Origin of the sequence: Clostridium sp. (assembly GCF_032552055.1) — a bacterium.
In the GTDB taxonomy this organism is placed as follows: domain Bacteria; phylum Bacillota; class Clostridia; order Clostridiales; family Clostridiaceae; genus Clostridium.
The window spans coordinates 1-7,370 of the sequence record NZ_JAWGSV010000158.1 but is presented as its reverse complement, the minus strand read 5'-3'; the positions used below and the strand labels follow the sequence as shown (position 1 = coordinate 7,370).

The window sequence follows — 7,370 nt, the reverse complement described above, 5'->3', positions numbered from 1 at the left end:
TATTTATATAAATGTAAAACGTATTATTAAAAATAATTATATTTTATTTGATTATAGTGAGAGGAAAAAATTAATGTTTTCTCATGATGTTGAAATAGCAAATGAAATATATAATCTCCTTTCTGAAGAATTAGGGTTTGACTTTCCAGAGGACGAAGTCTATCATTTAGCTATTTATATCAAAGGGAATAGAAACCATGAATCAACAGATATTATCACTGAAGAAACAAAAGAAATTATTTCAGAAATGCTATCTTATATTAAAGAACAATGTAATATTGACTTATCATATGATATTGAATTAAGAATTTCTTTGGCCTTGCACTTTATTCCATTAAATATTAGATTATCTAATAATATGCAGTTAAAAAATCCAATGTTAACTGATATAAAACAAAATTATACCTTTGCATATGAATTGGCTACATTATCTGGTGCATTTCTTCGAAAAAAATTGGGATATGTTCTTAACGAGACAGAGTTAAGTTATTTAGCTATTTATTATAACTTATCATTGTATAAGCAATCTGTTTCTTCCAAACCTAAGAGAATATTAATTTTATGTTCAAGTCGTAAGAGTGATTCATTATTGCTAAAATTAACATTAAAAAAATGGTTTAATGAAATGATTTTAGAAATGGATGTACTAAATTTACGTGAAGTTGATGCAAGAAAGCTAAAAAAATATGATGTTATATTTACAACTATTGAAAATGATAATATTCCTTTAAATGCAATTAAAATTAATTATTTCTTAGATGAAAAAGATTATGTAAGAATCAAAAATGCCTTGCAATTTTGTGACGAAGATAAAAGTTTACTCGATTTTTTTGATGAGAATTTATTTATAAGGTCTTTAAAAAGCATAAATATAGAAGAAGTTATTAAAGAAATGTGTAACCTCGCATTGAAATATAAAAAAGTTGATTCTGATTTATATGAATCTGTTATTCTTCGAGAAAAATACGGATTTACATCCTTTGGAAATTATATTGCAATACCCCATCCAAATGCTTTAATTTCTGATGAAACATTCGTTGTTACAGCAATTCTTGAAAATCCGATTAAATGGGGAGCACAAGAAGTGCAGTTAGTTTTTATGATATGCATCAAAAGGGAGTGTGATAAAGACTTAAGAAGATTATTTGGCGCACTTTCACAATTATTACCTAATTTAAATACTATTAAATCCATAATCGAAGAAAGAAATTTTGATTTTATCATTGAGAAGCTTAATGAATGCTTATAGGGATTATAACATTTCTTATACGGGCTTATATAAACCTACTATCATTTCTTTATATTCTTGTGTATATCTTTTGCCCTTACCCATTCTCGAACACTTCCTTTCTTACTAAATAATATTTTACTTAGTTCGACTTATAGTGTCTACCATTTTGTACTAACACCCAAAAGCTGATACTCCTATAAATGCAATATTGTTAGTTAAAGAATCTATTTTATGATAACTTTAAAAGTCTCTTTAGTGATAAATTAGAGAATTCAATATCTAAAGAGGAATTTAATAAATTTAAAGATATTGTAACAGCTGGAAGTAATCATAATCTATATGATATTATTACTTTTGAAAATGGAGAAATGCTTTTAATTAAACTTACTTCCATTTCAGTTAATGATGAATACAAAGTTGAAGAAGTTATCCAAGTTCCAGATGAACTTAAGACATTATTTAACTCCAATTAACCATATATCAAGAAAGGAATTTAGCTAAAAGCTAAATTCCTACAATAATTCTTCATTATTTCATTCTTAACATTACTTAAGTACTACTTTTCCATCTTCAAACTTTTCAATAATAGCTAAAGACTCAACTCTAGCATTCATTTCTTCTAGTACACTTCTTCCTTCTTGGAAGCCTTTTTCTATTACTATTCCAACTCCAACTAAGTTTGCTTTAGATTGATTTAATATATCTATTAATCCTTTAGTTGCGCAGCCTTTAGCTAAGAAGTCATCTATAATTAATATATTTTCTCCTTCATTTAAGAATTGCTTTCCTACTCTAACCTTATAAGTTTTCTTTTTAGTAAAAGAATGAACTTCTGATTCATAAACTTCCTTATCTAAGTTTAAGCTTTCTGTTTTCTTAGCAAAAACTACTGGTACATAATCAAAGTATTGTGATACTATAGCTGCTATTCCTATTCCTGAAGCTTCTATTGTAAGTATCTTATCTATTTTTTGCCCTTCAAATCTTCTTTTAAACTCTTTTCCCATTTCATTGAAAAGCTTAATATCCATTTGATGATTTAAAAAAGAATCTACCTTCAAGATATTTCCTTCTCTTACTTTTCCTTTATTCATTATCATATCTTTTAATAATTGCATGTACTTTTTCTCCTTTAAACTTAAGTTTATAGTATTCAAAAAAACTTGTCCTACTTGTACTTTTAGTAATAAAGACTAAAAAGCTCCAATTATCATTTCTTTTCGTAGTTAGGATATTTACGGTTTCCTAGTAGAAACACTTGAACCATATTTTCAAGCATATACGAATACTATAATATTCTTTTTTTTGATAATTATAATATTTAAAATAAGTTATTGCAAGTTTAATAATCTAAGGTAATAATATCCCTAGTCTAAAAACTCTCTTTTATTAAAAACTCCTTAGGAGTTTTCTTCTTAATTTTTCATTATTCATTCTTAATTATTTATCACCTTTATTTTATCGCTATAAGATTCAATTATCCCCTTACTTCTATCAAAGGATTCCACAACTCTACTTTTTCCCTCTTCTGTTAAGTATGGAGCGTCATTTACTGTAGCAGGTACTACTTCATAGAACAGCTTGCTTTCTTTTTCATACCAATTAACCCATGTTGGTAAATACTTTGGATATTCAACCTTAATCTCATTAGTATCTTCATTTTTACTAATGTTCACAAAAACTATAACTCCATCCTCTGTATATGGATTTTGTATTCTTTCAGTTCTTTGACTAGATAGGAAATTCCCCATAGAATAGATAACTGAAGTTTCATGTAATCCATCATCTGATTTTATAATGTCTATTGGTTGCAATGAATGTGGATGGGTTGCAAAAACTATATCTACATTATTATTTGCTAGGAACTTTGCCATTTTCTCTTGAGTTCTATTAGGCTCTAGTTCATATTCCTCTCCCCAATGCATATAAAATATTACTATTTCTGCACCATCAGCTTTCATCATATCTATTTGTTCCTTCATATTATTTAAGTCATCATCTAAAGAATCTTCTCTAAAAGTATTCATTAAAGGATATATTTCACTAGATATTGGAGTTCCATTTAGCCCCCTAACCCCACCTTCAGCAGTCATAGTATAGCTATAAGATATAATTCCAATCTTTATACCCTTAACATCTTTAATAATATATCTACTATCCTCAGTGCTTGATCTAGTTCCAATTATGTCAAACCCTTTATCATTTAAAGTTTCCCTAGTTCTATGATACCCTCTAATATCTCTATCTAAAGAGTGATTATTCATATTATTAAGCACATCTATTCCTGCCCATTTTATAGCATCTGCTAATTCATCTGGAGCATTAAAGCTTGGATATCCTGAAAAACCATAGTTTTCAACTCCAGATAATGTTCCTTCTAGATTTCCTATAGTTAAATCAGCATTACTTAGATAACCCTTAACGTACTGTAATGTATTCTTAAAATCATAGGAATTACTTTCAGCATCGTATTGAGTCTCTAGTATTTCTTTATGTATTAAAATATCACCTACAGCTGCTATTTCTATGGTTTTTATATTATCTTTTTTCTCCTCAGTAGGTTCTTTAATAGCTTCATCTTCAGTTAATTTCTCTTTATTAGATGTACTTAATAAAACTTCTAGTTTTGAAATATAAAATAATCCAACAATAGATAGTATAAAAGTTATAATTAAAATAATAAGCACTCTCTTTTTTCTCATAAACCCTCCTTATTAACCCATATATTTCAATTATATAACAACTATTGGAATAAAAATATAGCTATATAAAACCCAATAAAAGTTTTACATAGCCATGTATACTTGTTATATACTATTAATCTTCTATACTTAAAATTATCCGATTTATAATATAGAAAAACCTTTATATATAAAGTTATTCTTAGTTTTTTAATTTTTTTAAAAAAGAGCTGCCTTTGCAACTCTTTTTATATTATCCATTTATCTTAACATAATTTAATCTTCCACCAGCTTTAACTACTTCAATTTCTTTTTCACTTAAATTGATATACGCATTGAAGAATGTTCCTTGAGTTAGATTCTTAACTGTAGCTTTTCCATTAACTAAAGCTGATTGAATATCTGCTATTTCAAGTTGATCTAACAGCTGAGCCTTATCATAATCAACTTCTGCTTCAAACTCCATTGGAATAATTCCATTATTTATTAGATTAGCTTTATGAATTCTAGCAAAAGACTTAGCAATTACTGCTCTTACTCCTAAGTATAATGGTGCTAAAGCTGCGTGCTCCCTACTAGAACCTTGTCCGTAATTATTACCAGCAATAATTATTCCACCATTATTTTCTTGAGCCCTCTTAGGGAACTCTTCATCTACTGTATTAAAACAGTACTCAGATAAATAAGGTATATTAGACCTATATGGTAGAAGCTTTGAATTAGATGGCATAATGTGGTCCGTAGTAATATTATCTTCAACCTTAATTAATACCTTACCTTCAACATCTTCACCTAATTCCTTATTAACTGGGAATGGTTTAATATTAGGTCCTCTAACGACTTCAACCTTAGATCCATCTTCAGCTGGTGCAACTATCATAGAATCATCTATTAAGAATTCTTCTGGCATATCAACTGTAATATCTACATCACATTCTCTTGGATCTGTTAAGTATCCATTAATTGCTGAAACTGCTGCTGTTTCTGGACTTACTAAATAAACTTTCGCAGATAAAGTTCCACTTCTTCCATAGAAGTTTCTATTAAATGTTCTTAAGGATACTCCATTAGTTCCCGGTGCTTGACCCATTCCTATACAAGGTCCACAAGAATTTTCTAATATTCTTGCACCAGCACTAATTATATCTCCTAAAGCACCATTTCTAGCTATCATCTCCATAACTTGTCTTGATCCTGGAGCTATAACTAAACTTACATCATTATGAACTTTATTACCCTTTAATATTTTTGCAACTCTCATTAAATCTTCATATGAAGAATTAGTACAGCTACCTATTGCAACTTGGTCTACTTTAATCTTACCAATACTTTCAATTTCTTCTACATTATCAGGACTATGTGGCTTAGCTGCTAATGGCTTAAGCTCATCTAAATTAATAGTAATTTCTTCATCATAAACTGCATCTTCATCAGCTTTAAATTCTATCCAATCTTCTTCTCTTCCTTGAGCCTTAAAATATTCTAAGGTATTTTCATCACTAGGGAATATTGAAGTAGTTGCACCTAATTCAGCACCCATATTAGTTATAGTTGCTCTTTGAGGTACAGATAGGTTTTTAACACCTTCACCAGCATATTCAAAAACTCTTGAAACTCCACCCTTAACAGTTAGTCTTCTGAGAACTTCTAAAATAATATCCTTAGCAGCTACCATAGGCTGTAACTTACCCTTTAAATTTATCTTGCAAACTTTTGGTGTAGTAATATAATATGCACCACCACCCATTGCTAAAGCAACATCTAACCCACCTGCTCCCATAGCAAGCATACCAACCCCACCCGCTGTAGGTGTATGACTATCAGAACCTGTAAGAGTATCCCCTGGAACAGAAAATCTTTCTAAAAATACCTGATGACATATTCCATTACCTGGTTTTGAAAAATATACACCATATTTTGATGCTACTGTTTGAATAAACTTATGGTCATCTGCATTTTCAAAACCTTGTTGAAGCATATTATGATCAATAAAAGCTACTGACTTTTTAGTTCTAACTTTATCTATTCCCATAGCCTCTAATTGCAGGTAAGCCATAGTACCAGTAGAATCTTGAGTAAGAGTTCTATCTATCTTTATTCCAATTTCCTTTCCAGTTTCTATAGTTCCTTCAACTAAATGGCTTTTTAATATTTTATATACTAAATTGTCCCCCATTTGCTTATTGCCCCCTTTGCTAATTTACTTTTTCTTCTTTTAATCTTGAGTATTCTTTATATATTTGTACTAATTCCTTATCAAATAGACTTCTCTTAAGTCTTACTGAAGTTGATCTTACCATTTCAAGAATACCTTGAGCTGAAACATCATCAAGTTCAATTGCATACTCTTTAAATTTATTTATTATACCTGCTTTACCTGAATGCTTTCCTATAACTATTTGTCTTTCAAGTCCAACTATACCTGGATCAAAAGCCTCATAATTCTTAGGATTTTTAATTGCTCCATCTGCATGAATACCTGACTCATGAGCAAACATATTATCTCCAACTATAGCTTTCCAAGCAGGTAATACTCTACCTGAAGCCCTTGATACATATTCAGAAACCTCTCTAAACATCTTAGTATCAACGCTTCCGCCATAATTGTAAACAAACATTAATGCCATTAGTACTTCTTCAAGGGCTGCATTACCAGCTCTTTCACCTAATCCATTAACTGTAACTCCTACATGAGAAGCTCCACCAACGATACCTGCTATTGCATTTGCAGTTGCCATACCAAAGTCATCATGAGTATGCATTTCAATATCAAATTTTGTTTTCTCATATATATATTTAATGTCTTCATTTATCTTAAATGGTTCCATAACACCTACAGTATCACAATATCTAAATCTATCTGCACCAACTTGTTTTGCTGCTTCAATAAATTCAACTAAGAAATCTCTATCCGCTCTAGAAGCATCTTCACCATTAACTGATACATATAAGCCATTTTTCTTTGCAAATTCTACAGATTTAACCATATTATCAAGAACCCATTCTCTAGAAGTCTTAAGTTTATGCTTGATATGAATATCTGATACAGAAATTGAAATAGCTACTGCATCAACTCCACAGTCTATTGATTGCTCTATATCTTTGATAACCGCTCTATTCCAGGCCATAATACTTGACTTCAAGTTTCTCTTAACTATACTCTTTATAGCTTCCTTTTCGTCTCCACCCATAGTAGGAATTCCTACTTCTAACTGATCTACTCCAAGGTCACTTAACATACTAGCAATTGCAATTTTCTCTTCATTAGCAAATACAACTCCTGCCGTTTGCTCTCCATCTCTTAATGTAGTATCTACTACAAATATTTCTTTTCCTGTTTTTAAATTTTTAATGGACATAACCTTCCCCCTTACTTTAAAATTTATTACTTTTTTTGAATCTAACCCCAATGAAAATTAACATTTTCGATAATTATTAATTAATTTTACCATATACAG

Annotated in this window: 5 protein-coding genes and 1 riboswitch; of the genes, 1 reads left to right on the top strand and 4 read right to left on the bottom strand. The window is 29.7% G+C overall.

From position 1 onward, the window contains the following. On the top strand, window positions 1-1,249 hold a 1,249-nt coding region (locus E6248_RS10860; protein WP_316340824.1), incomplete at its 5' end, for a PTS sugar transporter subunit IIA. Window positions 1,250-1,776: 527 nt separating this feature from the next. Here E6248_RS10860 and E6248_RS10855 read toward each other — a convergent pair. From E6248_RS10855 to nifV, 4 genes are all read right to left on the bottom strand, one after another. After that, window positions 1,777-2,349 carry a xanthine phosphoribosyltransferase gene (locus E6248_RS10855; RefSeq protein WP_316340823.1) on the bottom strand — a complete coding sequence of 191 codons (573 nt, stop codon included), beginning with the start codon at window positions 2,347-2,349 and terminating at the stop codon, window positions 1,777-1,779. A gap of 85 nt (window positions 2,350-2,434) precedes the next feature. Continuing rightward, a riboswitch (purine riboswitch) is annotated at window positions 2,435-2,536 on the bottom strand. 131 nt (window positions 2,537-2,667) lie between these two features. After that, window positions 2,668-3,933, bottom strand: coding sequence for a CapA family protein (locus E6248_RS10850; RefSeq protein ID WP_316340822.1), 1,266 nt, complete (start codon window positions 3,931-3,933; stop codon window positions 2,668-2,670). A 232-nt stretch (window positions 3,934-4,165) separates the two neighbouring features. Then, window positions 4,166-6,088, bottom strand: coding sequence for an aconitate hydratase (locus tag E6248_RS10845; protein WP_316340821.1), 1,923 nt, complete (start codon window positions 6,086-6,088; stop codon window positions 4,166-4,168). Between the two features lie 19 nt (window positions 6,089-6,107). Beyond that, window positions 6,108-7,271: a homocitrate synthase gene (nifV, locus tag E6248_RS10840; RefSeq protein WP_316340820.1), complete on the bottom strand. Its 1,164-nt coding sequence runs from the start codon at window positions 7,269-7,271 to the stop codon at window positions 6,108-6,110. Between the last annotated feature and the right edge of the window lie 99 nt (window positions 7,272-7,370).

Coding starts and splice junctions, on each gene's coding strand:
- E6248_RS10855 (WP_316340823.1), bottom strand. CDS start 2,349: ATGCAATTATTAAAAGATATGATAATGAATAAAGGAAAAGTAAGAGAA.
- nifV (WP_316340820.1), bottom strand. CDS start 7,271: ATGTCCATTAAAAATTTAAAAACAGGAAAAGAAATATTTGTAGTAGAT.
- E6248_RS10845 (WP_316340821.1), bottom strand. CDS start 6,088: ATGGGGGACAATTTAGTATATAAAATATTAAAAAGCCATTTAGTTGAA.
- E6248_RS10850 (WP_316340822.1), bottom strand. CDS start 3,933: ATGAGAAAAAAGAGAGTGCTTATTATTTTAATTATAACTTTTATACTA.